We start from the raw sequence: 15,805 nt of genomic DNA, 5'->3' as shown, positions 1-15,805 counted from the left end.
TCCTGTGGTCGGCGAAGGTTTTGCCGTGCGTTGTCGCAGTTCAAGCTCGTGGCAAAAGCAGGGCTCATCCTTTCAGCACCACGCAGCTTTCGAGGGGTAGCGTCACGTCGACCGGGTCGCCGGCCTTGAAAGGCGTGCGCTCGCGGGGCGTTGTGATGGCCATTACGGTCGTGCCGCCGACATCGACGAAGGTTTCGATCGTACCGCCGAGGTCGCGCACGAAGCTGACCGTGCCGGCGAACATGCCGCTGCCGGGTGCGAGGAGCTGGACGTCCTCAGGTCTGATGGAAAGCTTGCCACCTGCCGACCGCGTCGCCATCGCAAGGCTGGGCATGGCGCGGCCGAGCAGTGTGCCGTCGGCACCGACGGTCAGCAGGTTGGTCGAGCCGATGAAGTCGGCGACGAAGGCGTCGGCCGGTTTCCGGTATATTTCGACGGGCGGTGCAGCCTGCCTGATGCTGCCTTCACCCATGACGACGACAAGGTCGGCCATCGTCATCGCCTCGCGCTGGTCGTGGGTGACGACGATGGTGGTGATGCCAAGCTTCTGCTGAAGCTGGCGCAGTTCCACCTGCATGGCCTCGCGCAGCTTGGCATCCAGTGCGGAAAGCGGCTCGTCGAGAAGGAAGAGTTTCGGCGACAGCGCGAGTGCGCGGGCGATCGCCACCCGCTGGCGCTGTCCGCCGGAGAGCTTTGCAACGGGCCGTTCCGCGTAGCCCTGCAGCGAAATCATGTCGAGGAGTTCCGCGACACGCTGTTTTTGCTCGGCCTTGCCAACGCCGCGTATGCGCAGTGGGTAAGCGATGTTGTCGCCGACGTTCAGATGCGGAAACAGCGCCAGCGACTGGAACACCATGCCGAAATCGCGCTTGTGGGTCGGGATCGGCGTGATGTCGGTGCCGTCGAGCAGGATCGTGCCGGCCGACGGCTCCTCCAGCCCGGCAACCATGCGCAGCAGGGTAGTCTTGCCGCAGCCCGATGGCCCCAGCATGCACACGAAGGTGCCATGCGGTATCGACAGCGACACGTTGTCGACGGCTGTGAAATCACCGAAACGCTTCGAGACGCCCTGCAGCGCGAGACCGGACATGGGATTTCCTGCTTGTGGTCCGCCGAATTGCGGAGTGCTTATACCGGCGGAGTCTCCTCGCGCCATGGCGCGAGGAGCTTAACCTGTGTCGTAGGAGCCTAGCCAGCGATCATCTCGGTCCACTTCTGGTTCAGCCAGTCAGACTTCGACGTGTAAAGGTCATAGCGGGGGATAATCGGGTCGATGTCGGACGAGACGGCGGCGAACTCCTCGTCGCTCAGGTCGAGGAGGTCGCGCGCGACAGTGGGTGCGGTGCCGACCTTGCGCGACATGAGGGCCTGGATATCCGGCTGGCTCATATAGTCGATGAAGACATGCGCTTCCTCGCCCTTCTCCGAGGCACGGGAGAGCGCCCAGCAGCCGGAATCGAGGATGCCGCCTTCCTTCGGGAAGGTGGAGCGAACCGGATTGCCATCGGCCGCGGCGAGGCCCGTCACGTCGTGATAATACTGGCCCATAGGGATTTCGCCCGACTTCAGCGCCTGCTCGAACTGCGCCTCGTCGCGATACCAGAGCCGCACGTTGGGCTTCACTTCCGCAAGCTTCTCGAAGGCCGCGATCTGGCCTTCCTCGGTGTCGAGCGCGTTGGTGCCGCCCATGTGCGTCTTGGCCGTCACCTCCAGCAGGAAGGAGTTGGAGACCAGTGCCAGAAGTCCGAGCTTGTCGGCGTTGGCCGGGTCCCAGAGTGCCGCCCAGCTTTCCGGGGCCTCGGGATAGGCGTCGGTATTCGTGACCAGCGTGATGTACCAGGCCACCGCGCCAATGCCGGCGACACGGCCATCCGGATATTTGTTGACGAACTGATCGAGCAGGTTGTCGGCATTTTCGAGCTTGGAGGTATCGATCGGCGTCCAGAGTTCGGTCGACTGGCCTTTAAGCATTGCCACCTGGGACATCATGGAAAGGTCGGCCGGGGCCTGCCCGGCGCGGGCGGCCTGCTCGAGCTGCACCAGCCACGCCTCGCCGGTGGGTTCAGCGACGGATTCGACGGCGATGCCGGTTGCCTCGGTGAAGGCGGGGAACACGTGCTTGTCGAACGAATCCTTGAAATAGCCGCCGTAGACGCCGACCTTGATCGAGCGATCCTGTGCGCGCAGGATCGACGGCATTGCCAGCACGCCGGCGGTTGCCAAACCGGCGCCAAGAACGGCACGACGGCTGACTGCGGAATTCAGAAGCTTCCTCATCTATTGTTCTCCTCTGTTGGCTGTCGGAACTCTACGGCTCCGATCATTTTGACTGGCTGCGGTTATCTTAGGTCTTTCAGGCGGTCTTTCCAGTGACAGCCGGGCTGAACACCATCAGGCTCAATATTTCGAACAGTACCTGTGCGCCCGCTTGGGCGGTGTTGGTCGTCGCGTCGTATTGCGGCGCGACCTCGACGACGTCGCCCCCGACAAGATTGACGCCCTTGAGCCCGCGGATCAGCTCCAGGATTTCACGCGTCGTGGGGCCGCCGATCTCCGGCGTGCCGGTGCCGGGTGCAAAGGCCGGGTCGAGGCTGTCGATGTCGAAGGACAGGTAGGTCGGGCCGTCGCCGACCACCTGCCTGGCCTTCTCGATGATCGCGGCAATGCCCATCGCCGGCATTTCCTCGGCGTGGATCACGGTCATGCCCGCCTCGTAGGAGAACTCCCACAGATATTCGGCCGCGCCACGAATGCCGATCTGAATGGTGCGCGTCGGGTCCAGGACTCCGTCGAGCACGGCGTTGCGGAACGGGCCGCCGTGATGGAACTTGGTTCCGTCGAAGGCGCCGCCGGTGTCGCAATGGGCATCGATATGGATCATGCCGACGGGGCGATCCCTGCCGACCGCCTTGAGGATCGGGTGGCTGATCGAATGGTCGCCGCCGACGGAGAGCGGGATAACGCCGGCCGACACGATCTGTCCGACATGGCGTTCGATGTCTTCGTGGCTTTGCTCGAGCCTGTAGCGGCTGCGGAACGGCACGTCGCCGATATCTGCCACCTTTAGCTCGTAGACGGGCGCGCAGTCGAGCACGTGATTATAAGGCCCGATGCGCTCGATGGCGCGTAGCGCGCGCGGGCCGAAACGCGACCCCGGCCGGTTGGTGACGCCGAGGTCCATGGGCATGCCGACCATTGCAACCTGCAGGTCGCCGAAGTCGGGATTCGACGGATCGATCGGGTGATAGGGCGCATCGAGCAGGGTAGGCAGCCCGGCATAGGGCGCCATGCGGGTTCCACTTGCGGAGAAGATGCGGTCTGCGACGCGCCGGAAACGCGGGTCGAAGATGTCGCCCCCATGGCCTTCGCCATATTTCGCCTGCAAGGCAGCGAGCCGTTCTCCGGTCCAGGTCACGTGTACTTCTCCCATTCAGCAGTCCGCGCCCTTCAGTTCCCAGGCGCCGTTTCCCCGCAGTGGGCTGATCGTGATGCAGAAATATTGAAAACTCAATTGATATTGTTGTACGTCATCTTGTGAGAAATGCTCACATGGAAACGTTCGAGCCCATGGTCAAACGCCTGCCGCCGCTTAATCCGCTCCGCGCCTTCGAGGCGGCGGCGCGTCATGGTTCGCTGACGCGGGCGGCGGGTGAGCTCAACGTCACCCACGGCGCGGTGAGCCATCAGATCAAGGCGCTCGAGGCGTCGCTCAACGTGCGCCTGTTCGAGCGTGTCGGCCAACGCATCCGGTTGACGGCGCATGGGGCGGAGCTGTTGCCTGCCGTGTCCTCCGCATTTGACGACATTGCAGCCGCTACTGCGCGGATGACACGGCCGACGAGTTCGGGTGCGCTGTCGGTCGCCTGCGTGCCGGCTCTCTTATCGTTCTGGCTGTTGCCGCGTCTTGGCAGCTTCACCGCGCAATTTCCCGAGATCAGGCTGACGTTCGATGCCTCCAACGACGCGCAGTCGATCCGCTCCCCGGAGATCGACGTGTCGATCCTTTATGGCGACGGGGGCTGGACGGATTGCTGGCTGAAGCGCTGGTCGCATCTTGAACTGTTCCCGGTGATGAGCCCGACACTGATGAACAGCCGCCCGGTGCGAACAATCCGGGACCTCTCCAGCCACGTGATGCTGCATGCCGATGATGGTCGCGAGTGGCACCAGTGGCTGGCGGCGGCCGACGCGCTCGACCTGTCGCGCGGGCCGCAGCACCATTTTTCAGACGCGAGGCTGGCGATCGAGGGGGCCATGCACGGCCACGGCATCGCGCTGGGCGACACCATGACAGCGGCGGCGCTGCTTGCGAAGGGACAGCTCGTCGCGCCGTTCAACCTCGCAGTGCCGGCCGCCGATGCGTTCTATGTCGCCTGCCGCAGCGACCTCAGGGCCGCGCCCATCGTAAACGTCTTCATCGACTGGCTCTACGCCGAACTCGAGGAAGACGGCGCGCGCGCCGAGCCGCAGACCTCCGCCCGGCGCACCTTGCGGCGCGGGTCCGAGGAGGCGCGCAGCAAACGTGTATCGGCGCCGAAGCCGTCGAAGATCAGATGACCGAGGATTCATCCATAATGACGAAAACCCGCTTCAACCCGCTTGTCGAACAGCTTTCGCCGCCGCCGATCCCGTCGGTGCAGGCTTGGGCGCGCGCCTATGACGGCGCATATGGGCCGTTGATCGACCTGTCGCAGGCGGTGCCCGGCTATCCGCCGCACCCGCAGCTCTTGCAATGGCTTGCAGAGGCAGCCGGTTCTGCTGGCCTTTCGGGCTATGGTGCGATCGAAGGCGACATGGCGCTGCGCGCGGCCTATGCCGAACATGTGTCCAAGGCCTATGGCGCACCGGTTGCTGCCGGCAACGTCCATCTCACCGCCGGCTGCAATCAGGCCTTCGTTGCCGCCGTGATGGCGGTTGCCGGCCCTGGCGATACGGTGCTGATGACCAATCCGCGCTATTTCAATCACGAAACGACGCTTCAGATGATGGGCGTGCGGGCGCGTTATGTCGATTGCCATGCCGAGGCGCATTTCGTGCCTAAGCTTGCCGACATCGAGGCGGCGCTGGCTCCGGATGTCAGGGCGCTTGCGCTGGTTTCGCCCAACAATCCGACCGGAGCGGTCTATCCGGCAGAGCTGCTTGCAGAAGTGTTTGCCTTGTGCCGCGAGCGCGGCGTCTGGCTGATCCTCGACGAGACCTATCGCGATTTCATCGCCTTGGGCGAAACACCGCCGCACGGGTTGCTGGGACTGGATGGATGGCAACAAACGCTGATCCAACTCTACAGCTTCTCGAAATCATTCTGCATTCCGGGGCATCGGCTGGGTGCTATCACGGCCGGCGAGGCGGCTGTGACGCAGATTGCGAAGGTCATGGACAATCTCCAGATCTGCGCGCCGCGCCCGCCGCAAAGCGCCGTGGCGAAGGGGCTGCCGGCACTTGGCGACTGGCGGGAGGCGAACCGGCTGGAGATCGAACGGCGGGCGCGGGCCATGGTGGCTGCCTTTGCCGCCCTGCCTGACTGGGAATTGCAGGCGATCGGTGCCTATTTCGCCTTCGTGCGACATCCTTACGAAGGGCAGGGTGCTGCCTCCATCGCCGAAAGGCTGGCGCGGGACCTGGGCATCGTCACCATCCCCGGCAGCTATTTCGGCCACGGGCTGGAACGACACCTGCGCGTCGCCTTCGCCAATGTCGATGTCGACCAGATCGGTGCAGTGGCGCACCGGCTTGCGAAGGCGACGCGGTAAAGCGTCATCCCGGAAGCCGAAGCGCAGCGAAGGCTATCCGGACCCATTGAGCAGTGCGGCCGGGCTGAGGGTTCTCGCGCCGACGCCGGCATATGCCACATCCTCAACCGGCTCGCGCCACACGATTTTGCGGCCAATGGGTCCCGGGTCGGCCCTCGCTTCGCTCGGTCGCCCGGGATGACGGCTGCGCTAAATGTGAAGGGCGTGGCCGAGCGCCTTGAGGGCTGCTTCCTGGAAACCTTCGCTCTGGGTCGGGTGCGCGTGGATCGTGCCGGCGATGTCCTCCAGCCGCGCGCCCATCTCGATGGCCAGAGAGAACGCGGCCGAAAGTTCCGAGACCCCGCTGCCGACCGCCTGAATGCCGAGCACCAGATGGTTGTCGGCGCGGGAGACGACGCGCACGAAGCCGCTTTCGCCGAGCAGCGTCATGGCGCGACCGTTGGCCGAGAAGGGGAACTGGCCGACCTTGATCTCGGCTCCGCTCTGCCGCGCCTCCTCAGGCGAAAGCCCCGCCGACACGACTTCCGGATCGGTGAAGCAGACCGCCGGGATGCAGCTCTTGTCCCAGCTTCTGCGTTGGCCGGCAACGATCTCCGCCACCATCTCGCCCTGGGCCATGGCGCGGTGCGCCAGCATCGGTTCGCCGGTGACGTCGCCGATCGCGTAGATGCCGCGCATGGAAGTGCGGCACTGGTCGTCGACATGAATGAACGGCCCGGTGCGATCGACGTCGATCTCTTCCAGCCCCCAGCCATCCACGTTGGGGCGTCTGCCCACCGTCACAAGTACACGGTCGGCTTCGATACTCGTTTCGGTTCCGTCAGATGTCTCGACCAGCAAGGCGTCGCCCTTCGACGACAGGACCCTGGCTTTTGCGCCGGTCAGCACGGTCACGCCGAGTTCGTCCAGACGTTTCGCGACCGGGCGTGTCAGTTCGGCGTCGTAGAGCGGAAGGATACGCGGTTGGGCCTCGACCACGGTGACCTTCGCGCCCATCTTGGCAAATGCGATGCCGAGTTCGAGCCCGATATAGCCGCCGCCGACCACGGCGAGCGCCTTTGGTACCTCCTTGAGCGCCAATGCCTCCGTCGAGGATATGACCTTGCCGCCAAAGGGCAGGAACGGAAGCTCGGTCGGCAGGGAGCCGGTTGCGATGACGATAGTTTCGGCGCGGATGACCTGAACGCCGGTTTCCGTCTCGACCTCTACAGTCTTGCCGTCGCGGAACCTCGCCCAGCCCTGAAGCGACTTCACCTTGGCCTTCTTGAGCAGGCCTGCGACGCCTGTGTTCAGCCGGCCGACGATGCCATCCTTCCAGGCCACCGTCTTCTTCAGCTCCAGCGTAGGCTTGGACAGGCCGATGCCGAGCGGGCTCGTGCCCTCGGCCATCTCGGAAACCTTCAGATATTCGTCGGCGGCGTGGATCATCGCCTTGGAGGGAATGCAGCCGACATTGAGGCAGGTGCCGCCCGGCTTGCCGGCCTCGACGATGACGGTATCGATGCCGAGCTGGCCGGCACGAATGGCGCAGACATAGCCGCCAGGGCCAGCGCCGATCACGAGCAGCTTGCAGGAGATTTCCTTCATTGGCAGGTTCCCGTCCGATATATCCGCACCCTACGTTGCCCCCTCTGTCCTGCCGGACATCTCCCCCACAAGGGGGAGATCAGCCGGCTGCCCGGCTTTCGCCAATCGGTGGCGTCTCCGAGGAAGCGGCGAGCGTGAAGCTGCCGATCTCCACCCTTGTGGGGGAGATGTCCGGCAGGACAGAGGGGGTGTGAAGGAACGCGGCAAATGGAGATTAGCATCGTTCCTAAGTCTCCACGAAGATAAGCGCCGGGGTTTCCAGCAGCGCCTTGATGCGCTGTACGAAGACCGCCGCATCCCAGCCATCGATCACGCGGTGATCGAAGGACGACGACAGGTTCATCATCTTGCGGGGGATGAACTGCGAGCCGTCCCATACCGGTCGTACCATCATCTTGTTGACGCCGATGATCGCCACCTCCGGGTGATTGATCACGGGCGTGGTCGCGACCCCGCCCATGGCACCGAGCGACGTTATGGTAATGGTCGAGCCGGAGAGTTCCTCACGCGTCGCCGTGCCTGCCTTGGCAGCATCCGCAAGCCGGTTGACCTCGGCCGCGCAGTCCCAAAGGTCGCGCGCTTCGGCATGGCGCACCACCGGCACGACGAGACCGGACGGGGTCTGCGCCGCGATGCCGATGTGGACGCCGCCGTGGCGATGGATGACGCCGGCTTCGTCGTCATACAGCGCGTTCAGTTGCGGCTGTTCGGCGATCGCCTTGACCATCGCGCGCATCAGGAAGGGCAGGAGCGTGAGCTTGGCCCGGTCGGGGCGCTTCGTGGCGTTCAGCGAGGCGCGCAGATCCTCCAGCGCGGTGACATCGACCTCCTCGACATAGGTTATGTGTGGGATGCGCGACTTCGCCAACGCCATCTTCTCGGCGATGCGGCGGCGCAGCCCCACCACCTTGATCTCCTCCACCGAGGTGTCAGGCCGCAGCCCAGTGACGACGGGTTCGCGTCCGCGCGCTATGAAGACGTCGAGATCCTCGTGCGAAATGCGACCGGCGGGGCCGGTGCCCGGCACCTGGCGCAGGTCGATGCCGGCTTCCCTGGCTCGCAGCCTGACGGCGGGAGAAGCAAGAGGCCGTTCGCCTTCGGGGCGCGGCGCGCCGGTGGAGGTTGGGCCGGCAGCCGTCGATTTGACGGAAGCAGGTGCGGGCTTCTTCTCTAAGGCAGGTGGCGCGACCGGTTCAGCTTTTGCAGGCTTTGCCTCGGGTTCGGCGGCGACGGCTTTGCTGTCGACTTTTGGCGTTTCGTCCGACGGCTCCGTGCTTGGTGTCGCATCGCCTGCGACATCGATCTTCACGATCGGTGAGCCGACGGCGACGGTGTCGCCGATCTCCGCGCCGAGCCAGGCGATCTGGCCTTCAACGGGCGAGGGGATTTCCACCGTGGCCTTGTCGGTCATCACCGCAGCGATCACCGTGTCCTCGCGGACGAGATCGCCGACCTTCACATTCCATTCGACAAGCTCGGCTTCGGCCACGCCTTCGCCGACATCGGGCATCTTGATGACATGTTCGGCCATCTACGCCTCCATCACTTCGAGGAGCGCTTCGCCGACGCGCTTCGGCCCGGGGAAATAATCCCATTCCTGCGCGTGCGGATAGGGGGTGTCCCAACCGGCCACGCGCACCACGGGTGCCTCCAGATGATAGAAGCAGTGCTCCTGCACCAATGCGGCGAGTTCCGCGCCGAAGCCCGACGTCAGTGTGGCTTCGTGGATCACCACACATCGGCCGGTCTTCTTGACCGAAGCCGTGATGGTATCGAGGTCGAGCGGCAGCAATGTTCTCAGATCAATGATCTCGGCATCGATGCCGGCTTCTTCCGCCGCGGCCTCGGCGACATACACCATCGTGCCGTATGCCAGCATCGTGACGGCCGAGCCTTGGCGCCTGATCTCGGCCTTGCCGAGCGGTACGGTGTAGTGATCGTCCGGCGCTTCGCCCAGCGGATGTTTGGACCAGGCCGTTACCGGCCGGTCGTGATGGCCGTCGAAGGGGCCGTTATATAGCCTCTTCGGCTCCAGGAAGATGACCGGATCCGGGTCTTCGATCGCCGCAATCAGCAGGCCCTTCGCATCGTAAGGGTTGGACGGAACCACGACCTTGAGACCGGAGACGTGCGTGAACAGCGCTTCGGGGCTCTGGCTGTGGGTCTGCCCGCCAAAAATGCCGCCGCCGGTCGGCATGCGGATGACGATCGGACAGGTGAACTGGCCGTTCGAGCGATAGCGCAGGCGGGCTGCCTCGGACACGATCTGGTCGTAGGCCGGATAGACATAGTCGGCGAACTGCACTTCAACGCAGGGTCTCAGCCCGTAGGAGGCCATGCCGATCGCGGCACCCACAATGCCAAGCTCTGAAATCGGCGCGTCGAAAACGCGGGTCTTGCCGTATTTCTGTTGCAGGCCGGCCGTGCAGCGGAAGACGCCGCCGAAATAGCCGACGTCCTCGCCGAACACGACGACATTGTCGTCGCGCGCCATCGACACATCCATGGCGGAACGGATCGCCTCGATCATCGTCATGCGCGGCATCGTCAAACCCCCGCCTTCTGGCGCTGCCGACGCAGATGCGGCGGCATCGTCTCGTAGACGCCTTCGAACATGTCGCGCGTCGAAGGCTTGCCGCCCGAATGGAGCGTGCCGTGCTTTTCCGCTTCCTTCTGCGCCGCGATCACGGTGTCGAGGATTTCCGCCTCGGTCTGCTTGTGGCGGTCGTCGGACCACAGGCCCTTGACGATGAGATGGTTCTTCAGCCGGATAACCGGGTCGCCGAGCGGCCAGACGTCGGATTCCGTCTTAGGACGGTAGGCCGACGGATCATCCGAGGTCGAATGCGCGCCGACGCGATAGGTGACGTATTCGACCAGCGTCGGGCCGAGATTGCGTCGGGCCCGCTCCACGGCCCACTTAGCCACCGCATGAACGGCGAGATAGTCGTTGCCATCGACACGCAGGGCGGGAATACCGAAGCCGAGGCCACGCGCTGCAAACGTGCCTGAGCCGCCGCGCGCGATGCCCTGGAAGGTTGAGATCGCCCACTGGTTGTTGACGATGTTGAGCACGACGGGCGCACGGTAGGTGGATGCAAAGACGAGCGCGGCGTGGAAATCGCTCTCGGCGGTCGAGCCGTCGCCGATCCAGCCTGCCGCGATCTTGGTGTCCTGCTTGATCGCCGAGGCCATTGCCCAGCCGACGGCCTGGATGAACTGCGTGCCGAGATTGCCCGAAATCGAGAAGAAGCCGTGATCTTTCGACGAATACATGATCGGAAGCTGGCGGCCTTTCAGCGGGTCCGCCTCGTTCGAATAAATCTGGTTCATCATGTCGACCATCGGATAGCCGCCTGCGATCAGCAGGCCGGCCTGGCGATAGGTCGGGAAATTCATATCGCCGTCCTGCAGGGCCTTGCGGAAGGCACAGCTCACGGCTTCCTCGCCCATGTGCTGCATGTAGAAGGACGTCTTGCCCTGGCGCTGGGCCGTCTGCATGCGGGCGTCGAAGGCGCGTAGCGTCATCATGTGACGCAGGCCTTCCATCAGTTCTTCGTCGGTGAGGGTGCCAGCCCAGGGGCCTACCGCCTCGCCATCGCGGTTGAGCACGCGAATGATCGAATAGGCGAGATCGCGGATCTCTTTCGGGTCGACATCGACCGGCGGCCTGGCAACCGAGCCGGCCTTCGGGATCACGACTTTCGAGAAGTCGGGCGTGTCGCCCGGACGAACCTCCGGTTCCGGTACATGGAGGCTCAGCCTCTCTGCTTCGGCCATCGTCATCTCCTCACCAACCCAAGCTCCGGACCAGCTAATGTAAAGCAAACCCGCTTGTCTACAGGGCTTCAACTGGCGTTGAGACCCGCCGTTTCAAGCCGAGGGCGCTCCCAAACGGCTGAATTTTAGGTTCATTTCCCGAGGAGATGGTACAGTGTCATCTTTGTTGCCGAACGGACGCTGACAGCGAACGGATCATGTTTTCGACCTGAGGAAAGTCAGGCGTGAAAAAAGATGCAAATTATTATTGCGCGGCGAAGCGGCCGGCTTCTTCCGGGGTCACCACGCCCTTTTTGAGGATGATGTTTGCGTAAAGCGCCTGCTCGCCTGTGGCGACAACAAAGGCGGCGCTGCCCGCACGTTCATAGAACGCGAAGCGTTCCAGCGGCTCGATCATGAACGGACCAGCAATGCGATCGACGATTTCCTGAAAGGCCAGACAGATAGGGGGAACGATCTGGGGGTGTCCACCATCTCCATGCGCCAGGCAGCGGCGGGCGCGAATGTGTCGAGCGGCAGGTGAGTTAGCACGGCCTCAAGCAAGGGTGCGGCGCCAAGACCGTCAGCCCGCACAACCTTCGGCCCGACCGTCGCCGCCGGGAAGTTCGCGTCGACAATGGCGATCTCGTCGCCGTGTCCCATCGTGGCGATTGCAAACAGCAGGTCGGGGCCCAGCAGGGGGTGTATGTCGCGCAGCATCCGAACGTCCTCCCTCAGAAGGCCGACAGAACACCCGAGAACGGTGGGGCATGCAAGCTTTTGCTATTGCTTCGCTCTGGCCTTCTGCTCACGCATGAAGATGAAGAGTCCGGCGCTGACGATGATCGCCGCGCCAACCAGCATTGCCGTGCGGGGGACGTCGCCGAAGACCAGCCAGCCAAAGACGATAGCCCAGAACAGCAACGTGTACTGGAAGGGCGCGATGGTGGCGGCATCCGCAAGTTTGAATGCACGGTTCACGCAGATATGCGCGACCATGGCCACAACACCTAGAAGCGCTAGGAGCCCGAAGTCGAAACCCGTAGGCGTGACCCAGCCGAAAGGCGCAGTCACCAACCCGACAACGCCGGCGCCGACAAGCTGCCAGAAAACAAGCGCGGTGTCGGCGGTGTCGCGAAGCGCCCGTGCCGACAACATCATGAACGCAAAGCAGAATGATCCAGCGATCGATATCAGCGCCGGAGCCGTCAGCGTCGCCGCTGATGGCTCCAGGGCCACGATGACACCGGCGAAGCCGATGAAGATTGCCGTCCAGCGCCGCCAGCCCACCTGCTCGCCGAGCAGGAACGGAGACAGCGCCGCGACATAAATGGGGGCCGCCAGCCAGTAGGTCATCACATCGGCCAGAGGTAGCGTGATGACGGCGAAATAGAAGCAATAGACCTCTGCCGATGACAGGATCACGCGCATGGCCTGCATGCCGGGCCGTTGCAGCGACAAGAGGGGTCGAATGCCGCCCTTCCACAGGAACGGCCACAATATCAGCAGTGCTGCCGCACTGCGGATCAGCAGGACCTGCCCGACCGAATAGGTTGCCACCAGCCATTTGCCCAGCACGTCGTTGAGCGCAAACAGGAGAATGCCGATCAGCATGACCACCATGCCCAGCCTCGCCGTTGAGCGGGATTCGGTGAGCTGAACAGTGGACGGGACGGTGCTCATAGGTTGGACTGGTTCCGTGGCGCCGAAATTGTCAGCTTTGCGCGGCGCTCCATGCTCCGTTCCAATAGCAGAGCGCCACGGCAGGCAAGTCCGCAATTCGGTCAATCGGCATCTGGCAGAGCATTTGCAGCCCGTGTGGGCCAGCGTCGGCGCATAAGGTACTTGCGTCGGGAGCTATTGGTCGTCCATGTCCGAGCGCGCGGCCTTCAACAGCGCTTCCAGTTCGCGAACGGCCTGCTGCGTTGCCTCTGCTCGCGAGAGCCCCTCGTCTGACGATTTCGCTTCGGTGCCGGTAGCCACGGACTTTTCCTCGGGCTTGCCGAAGTCCTTCTTGGGATCGATAGTCTTGTCGCGCGCCGCATAGGTGGACGAGGCCTGTCCGGTCGCAAAGGTCACCCGGCTGGGCCGGCTGCCCTCATAGGCGATTGCAAAACCATTGCCGCCCATCACCGCCTGCAACACATCGTTCAACGAGCCCTGGAAACGGCCGGTCACCGTACTTCCATCGTAGATACCGTTTATGATTTCCAGGTCGAACTGCTTGCTGATGGTCGCGACGATATCGGCGCGGCCAGCATCGGTCGCATCAACGGTCATCGTTTCCAGGTTTCCCTCAATGGTAAATTCCGCCCGTGCGAGCCCGACAGGCTGAAACGCCAAGCAGACAAGAGCCAGCAGGAGTGGTGGCGCAGCCTTTGGCAAGGAGACCAACTCCGGAAAACGTGCGGTGCGACGTTTGCAAAGTACCGAATGGGCGGCGGGTTGCATAGGATGTCGCCCTATTGGCTTTCGGGGAAGCGCATGAAGGCGCGTGCGTGGTTGCTGTCCAGCACGGCCTCGAATGGCTCCACGCTCGTCAGGGTCCATCCGTCCCGGCTTTCGCCGCGCCGAAGGCTGAAGACGCTGTTGTCGTAGCTGACACGAAAGAGCGCGCTGCGAAGCCTTTCCGAACGTACGACACCAATGAGCTGCCACTGGGGCGCCTGTTCCGGCATCGCCTCCGGCAATTCAGGATCCGGTTCCGGTTGCGGCTCGGTCGTTGCCACCGGGGTCGCGGCAATCCGGGCGGGCGGCTGTCGGTCCGGTGAAAACAGAGGGCGCTCGCGCAGTGCGACATAGTCTTGAGCCAATCTCGAGCCGACCGCGCGGTCGCTGCCGGTCTGCGCCAAGAGCGGCACTGCGATCAGCAGAAGCGGAAAGGCGATTGCGACGGGCTGCAGCTTCATCGGCTGTTCAAAGCTCCCGGATCCAGAACGCGGACACGCCGAGCTGCAGGTTGAGTGCGGGGTCGGCGCCGGGATCGACTGCAGCGTCGAATGCACCACCGGCCGAGCGGTTGGAGCGCAGCGTCACGGTGTCGACGATCATCAGCGGCAGGTTCGTCTCCAAAGCATATAGCAGATCGGGTAGCGTTTGTTCGAGAACCTCGACGCTTGCCTCGAGATGCAAGCGCATCAGCTCGCCATTCGTTTCCGTGGCCACGCCTTGGACCTGTTCGCTCTCGCGAATGTCGAGCGAGCGCACCAAAGCCCCGGAATTCTCGACGAGCCGTGTAAAATCACGCTGAAATTCCGCCGAGGCAAGACCTGATGTGTCGCCCGCGATGAGCCTATTTCGTGAAACAGCGCCCCCGGCGGCCGCGTCGCCGCCGCCCGCAAGCTCGGCTGCCCGCGCTTCCAGCATGCGCGTGCGCTGGCGTAGCTCGACGACGGCTCCTCGCTGGGCTTTGACTGTCGACACGGAGTCGACAATGACCACCACGGCCGCGATGAGGATCATCGCGATGACCGCAAGGCTCAGCAGGCGACGGTCGAGCCAGGTTCCGGGTGCGCGGCTCATTTCAACTCGCCTCCGGAGCGGATGAGCGGTCGCGTCTCAAGCGTGAAGAGTGACGAGCGCTCATCTTCGCCCCGTACAGCCGGGCCTATCAGCGCGCTGTCGGCGAAGCGGCCGGAGGATTCCAGAGCTGTAAGAACATCCGGCAGGTCGTAGGTTCGCCCGGCCAGTCGCAATTTCCCTTCAGCCAGCGCGACTTCGGTCGCAAAGGAATGGACAGGCAGGGCCGCAGCCAGATCGTCCAGCGCGCCAATCGCGCTGATCGCATCGTTCTTGATGTCGATAGCCGCCTGCTCGGGCGCGGTGCCCGCGGTCTGTGGCGCCATCAATTCGCTTATCGTCGCCCGTGCCGCAGCCGCTCTGACTTCCAGCTCTGCCTGCTGGCCGGATCGATACATGCCGTTGGCGACCGTGACCCCGAAGGCGATAAGCATCGAGGCGATCGCGGCCGACAGCAAAAAGCCAAGCCCCAGCTTGATCCGGCCAAGCGTTGCGGCGCGCCCGGCGCGACGCGGATAAAGCACGATGCGTGTTCCCTGCTGTGCCTGTGCGACCAGCTCGGTGTGCCGCGCGCCGGCGGTTTCGAGCAGGTCGATCACGGAAGCAACGCGCGCTTTGGGAAGCAGCGCTATATCCACGCGCATGCGTCTCGTGGCGCTGTCGGTTCCGGCTACGCCGTGCCCGTAGAGCATGTCCTGAACGGGCAGCGGGGAAAGCGAAGCCACACGCGCGGCGACGATGCCTTCGAGGTGATCGCCTGCCTCCTGCGGCAGTTCGATGCGGCGCTCGATGACCCATGCGCGCGGCGCGACAAGCACCACGCGCTGCCCCTTGACTAACGTCGAAAGCGCTCTCGCCTGTGCCTGCTGGTCGCCGCCCGGCTGCAGGGGCAACGACGCTTCCGCAGCACCACCTTTGCCAGCACCCCGCAAAGCGATGCTGCTCCCGTCCTCGGCAAGACGCGCCTCGATGTCGGTGTGGCGGCGACCTGCCTGCCATCGCTCGGCAATCAGCGAAGCCGGGCCTTCTAGCCAGTTATCCAGCACCTGCCACGCGGTGCGGAGGACCTGCTGCATCAATTGTCTCCATGCGACGACGCATACGGTTCTGCTTTTGCAGGACCGGTCAGTCTACTTCCTCTGTCGCGTTGCGCCAGTCAAGCACGCGGTAGGGCACGGTGTCGCTGCCGG

The 15,805-nt window shown here is 63.9% G+C and carries 14 protein-coding genes and 1 pseudogene; 2 read left to right on the top strand and 13 right to left on the bottom strand.

Annotated features, from left to right (window positions below):
- Positions 1 to 64: 64 nt before the first annotated feature.
- The 3 genes from HK436_RS21665 to speB form a co-directional block, all read right to left on the bottom strand.
- Positions 65 to 1,090 carry an ABC transporter ATP-binding protein gene (locus tag HK436_RS21665; protein WP_173193092.1) on the bottom strand — a complete coding sequence of 342 codons (1,026 nt, stop codon included), beginning with the start codon at positions 1,088 to 1,090 and terminating at the stop codon, positions 65 to 67.
- 98 nt (positions 1,091 to 1,188) lie between these two features.
- Positions 1,189 to 2,277 (bottom strand): ABC transporter substrate-binding protein, encoded by a 1,089-nt coding sequence (locus HK436_RS21660; RefSeq protein WP_173193090.1) that lies wholly within the window; start codon positions 2,275 to 2,277, stop codon positions 1,189 to 1,191.
- A 76-nt stretch (positions 2,278 to 2,353) separates the two neighbouring features.
- The gene (gene speB, locus HK436_RS21655; RefSeq protein ID WP_173193088.1) at positions 2,354 to 3,415 is read right to left on the bottom strand and encodes an agmatinase; all 1,062 of its coding nucleotides are present in this window, start codon (positions 3,413 to 3,415) and stop codon (positions 2,354 to 2,356) included.
- A 152-nt stretch (positions 3,416 to 3,567) separates the two neighbouring features.
- On the opposite strand from speB, the gene gcvA reads away from it, so the two are divergent.
- Positions 3,568 to 4,557 carry a transcriptional regulator GcvA gene (gene gcvA / locus HK436_RS21650; RefSeq protein WP_173193720.1) on the top strand — a complete coding sequence of 330 codons (990 nt, stop codon included), beginning with the start codon at positions 3,568 to 3,570 and terminating at the stop codon, positions 4,555 to 4,557.
- A 17-nt stretch (positions 4,558 to 4,574) separates the two neighbouring features.
- On the top strand, positions 4,575 to 5,750 hold the full coding sequence (locus HK436_RS21645) for an aminotransferase (RefSeq protein WP_173193086.1): 1,176 nt from the start codon (positions 4,575 to 4,577) through the stop codon (positions 5,748 to 5,750).
- A gap of 189 nt (positions 5,751 to 5,939) precedes the next feature.
- Here the strand turns inward: HK436_RS21645 and lpdA are convergent, their stop codons facing one another.
- The 10 genes and pseudogenes from lpdA to HK436_RS21595 all read right to left on the bottom strand — a co-directional run bounded on the left by lpdA (position 5,940) and on the right by HK436_RS21595 (position 15,691).
- Positions 5,940 to 7,337, bottom strand: coding sequence for a dihydrolipoyl dehydrogenase (lpdA, locus tag HK436_RS21640; RefSeq protein WP_173193084.1), 1,398 nt, complete (start codon positions 7,335 to 7,337; stop codon positions 5,940 to 5,942).
- A gap of 226 nt (positions 7,338 to 7,563) precedes the next feature.
- A complete protein-coding gene (locus tag HK436_RS21635) occupies positions 7,564 to 8,868 on the bottom strand; it encodes a dihydrolipoamide acetyltransferase family protein (protein WP_173193082.1) in 1,305 nt (434 codons plus the stop codon).
- Positions 8,869 to 9,882, bottom strand: a complete 1,014-nt coding sequence (locus HK436_RS21630) for an alpha-ketoacid dehydrogenase subunit beta (protein ID WP_173193080.1) — start codon at positions 9,880 to 9,882, stop codon at positions 8,869 to 8,871.
- 2 nt (positions 9,883 to 9,884) lie between these two features.
- Positions 9,885 to 11,117 (bottom strand): 3-methyl-2-oxobutanoate dehydrogenase (2-methylpropanoyl-transferring) subunit alpha, encoded by a 1,233-nt coding sequence (locus tag HK436_RS21625; RefSeq protein ID WP_173193078.1) that lies wholly within the window; start codon positions 11,115 to 11,117, stop codon positions 9,885 to 9,887.
- Between the two features lie 244 nt (positions 11,118 to 11,361).
- A pseudogene (locus tag HK436_RS21620) lies at positions 11,362 to 11,816 on the bottom strand (RbsD/FucU family protein).
- A gap of 63 nt (positions 11,817 to 11,879) precedes the next feature.
- The gene (locus HK436_RS21615; RefSeq protein WP_173193076.1) at positions 11,880 to 12,779 is read right to left on the bottom strand and encodes a DMT family transporter; all 900 of its coding nucleotides are present in this window, start codon (positions 12,777 to 12,779) and stop codon (positions 11,880 to 11,882) included.
- 174 nt (positions 12,780 to 12,953) lie between these two features.
- Positions 12,954 to 13,376, bottom strand: a complete 423-nt coding sequence (locus HK436_RS21610) for a hypothetical protein (protein ID WP_173193074.1) — start codon at positions 13,374 to 13,376, stop codon at positions 12,954 to 12,956.
- A 182-nt stretch (positions 13,377 to 13,558) separates the two neighbouring features.
- Positions 13,559 to 14,005, bottom strand: a complete 447-nt coding sequence (locus tag HK436_RS21605; protein ID WP_173193072.1) for a hypothetical protein — start codon at positions 14,003 to 14,005, stop codon at positions 13,559 to 13,561.
- A gap of 7 nt (positions 14,006 to 14,012) precedes the next feature.
- Positions 14,013 to 14,618 (bottom strand): type II secretion system protein GspM, encoded by a 606-nt coding sequence (gene gspM / locus HK436_RS21600; RefSeq protein WP_173193070.1) that lies wholly within the window; start codon positions 14,616 to 14,618, stop codon positions 14,013 to 14,015.
- Positions 14,615 to 15,691 (bottom strand): PilN domain-containing protein, encoded by a 1,077-nt coding sequence (locus HK436_RS21595; RefSeq protein ID WP_173193068.1) that lies wholly within the window; start codon positions 15,689 to 15,691, stop codon positions 14,615 to 14,617. The genes gspM and HK436_RS21595 overlap by 4 nt, the downstream gene beginning before the upstream one ends.
- Positions 15,692 to 15,805: the final 114 nt, after the last annotated feature.

Source organism: Neoaquamicrobium sediminum, assembly GCF_013240295.1.
Lineage (GTDB): Bacteria > Pseudomonadota > Alphaproteobacteria > Rhizobiales > Rhizobiaceae > Aerobium > Aerobium sediminum.
Note: the sequence above shows the minus strand (reverse complement) of the source record. Positions and strands in the feature narration are given on the sequence as shown.